This window comes from Leisingera sp. (genome assembly GCF_982940295.1).
In genome coordinates, this window is the sequence record NZ_CEYXRG010000045.1 from 1 (window position 1) to 2,043 (window position 2,043).

A 2,043-nucleotide genomic window follows, 5' to 3' on the forward strand; every position below is an offset into this window, starting at 1 on the left:
AGCCGGAGTTCACCGCCTCGACGTTCTCGGCACCCAGATCCGCCTTGGCAACGCCGCCGTTCATCTTCATCGCGCGCACGGTGGCGACCAGCACAACCGCGGACGGCGCGATGCCTGCCTTGCGGCACTTGATGTTCATGAACTTCTCGGCGCCCAGGTCCGCGCCAAAGCCCGCCTCGGTGACGACATAGTCAGCCACTTTCAGCGCGGTCTTGGTGGCAATGACCGAGTTGCAGCCGTGCGCGATGTTGGCAAACGGGCCGCCGTGCACGAAGGCCGGGTTGTTTTCCAGGGTCTGCACCAGGTTCGGCTGCATCGCGTCCTTCAGCAGAACGGTCATCGCGCCTTCGGCCTTGATGTCGCGGCAGTAGACCGGGGTCTTGTCGCGGCGGTAGGCCACGATGATGTCGCCCAGGCGCTTTTCCAGGTCCTTGAGGTCGGTCGCAAGGCACAGGATCGCCATCACTTCCGAAGCCACGGTGATGTCAAAGCCGGTTTCGCGCGGGAAGCCGTTGGACACGCCGCCCAGGGACGCGGTGATCTGGCGCAGAGCGCGGTCGTTCATGTCGACCACCCGGCGCCAGGCGACGCGGCGCACGTCGATCTCGCACTCGTTGCCCCAGTAGATGTGGTTGTCGATCATCGCGCTGAGCAGCGAGTGGGCCGAGGTGATGGCGTGGAAGTCGCCGGTGAAGTGGAGGTTCATTTCCTCCATCGGCACCACTTGCGCGTAACCGCCGCCTGCAGCGCCGCCCTTCATGCCGAAGTTCGGGCCGAGCGAGGCTTCACGGATACAGATCATCGCGTTCTTGCCGATCCGGTTCAACCCGTCGCCCAGGCCCACGGTGGTGGTGGTCTTGCCTTCGCCCGCCGGGGTCGGGTTGATCGCGGTCACCAGGATCAGCTTGCCGTCTTCCTTGGACTGCACCGAGTCGATGAACGCCTGGCTCACCTTCGCCTTGTCGTGGCCGTAGGGGAGCAGATCATCGCTGGAAATCCCGATCTTAGCACCAATCTCCTGGATCGGCTTCTTCTGCGCCTCACGCGCGATCTCAATGTCACTCTTGTAGCTCATGGCAAGGTTCCTGCTGAGTTTGCATACGATCGCCGGCACAAGGATGCCGGTTTCGCGATAGACTTAGCCAATATGCGGCAAAACGCGCGCGTGATTTCCGACATTATCCTGCCTTGAAGCGGCGTGGGCTCTTTCCCCGCGCCGCTCCGGGTTCCTTAAAGGAAACGCATTCCCCTAAAAGAAGGAACTCACGGGGCCCAGGCGCGCTGGTCCGGCACAAAGAGGGTGAGACTGGCGCCCAGGGACAGGGTTCCGGGGCGCTCCACCCAGGCAGTGATTCCCCGGCGATTCTGTGCTGCGGGTTTGAAGCGGGCGCCAAAGCCCGCATGGTCCTTTTCGATCTCCCGGCCCGGCAGCACGCAGGGGCGGTTTTCCATGTCCACGGTCACGGTTGCCCCGTCCGGCCCCTGCAGACGCGAGGACGGCGGCACAAAAGTGAAATCCGGGATCCCGCGCAGCACCACGGTCGCGCCCAGATGTGCAGGGTCGATCCGGTCCATTTCCATATCCGCTGCGATCAGCGCCAGTTCTTCCTCCGACAGAATGGTCAGCTGGCGCACGTTGCGGATTTCGGTGCCCTCCGGGTAAAGATTGCGGACCCGCACGCAGGAGGCGCGGTTTTCGCCCTCGTGGCGCTCGCCAGCAATTCCGCCGAACCCCAGCACCAGTGTGTCCGAAGGAACCGCCTGCAGCCCCGCACCTGCCGGGACGCTGCCCAGCCAAGTGATTTCGCCGCTGAACCCGCTGTCGCGCAATACCGGCATTCCGGTTCTCCTCAAATGAATTTTGCCTGTGCAGCGGACCTTACAAGCTTTTCCCGCAGCCGCCACCCGGTAACGGCACAGCGGGCGACTCTCCCGGGCCCGGATGGGAAGCAGCACTTTGGGTTCAATGCAGGCGCAGAGCGACTGTGGATCGGATCGCATTGGCGATCCGATCCGGGCGGGGGCCGCGGCGGGCAGCACAGC

General features: G+C 63.9%; 2 protein-coding genes. Both read right to left on the reverse strand.

Translation table 11 applies throughout. The annotated features are described in order from the left end of the window. Nucleotides 1-1,075, reverse strand: a 1,075-nt coding sequence (locus AC4HIX_RS20745; protein ID WP_490400341.1) for a formate--tetrahydrofolate ligase, incomplete at its 3' end; no start/stop codon positions are given. Nucleotides 1,076-1,263: 188 nt separating this feature from the next. After that, nucleotides 1,264-1,839, reverse strand: a complete 576-nt coding sequence (locus AC4HIX_RS20750) for an MOSC domain-containing protein (RefSeq protein WP_490400342.1) — start codon at nucleotides 1,837-1,839, stop codon at nucleotides 1,264-1,266. Between the last annotated feature and the right edge of the window lie 204 nt (nucleotides 1,840-2,043).

What these genes read in the sequence shown, in the direction of transcription:
- AC4HIX_RS20750 (WP_490400342.1), bottom strand. Translation starts at nt 1,839, where the DNA reads ATGCCGGTATTGCGCGACAGCGGGTTCAGCGGCGAAATCACTTGGCTG.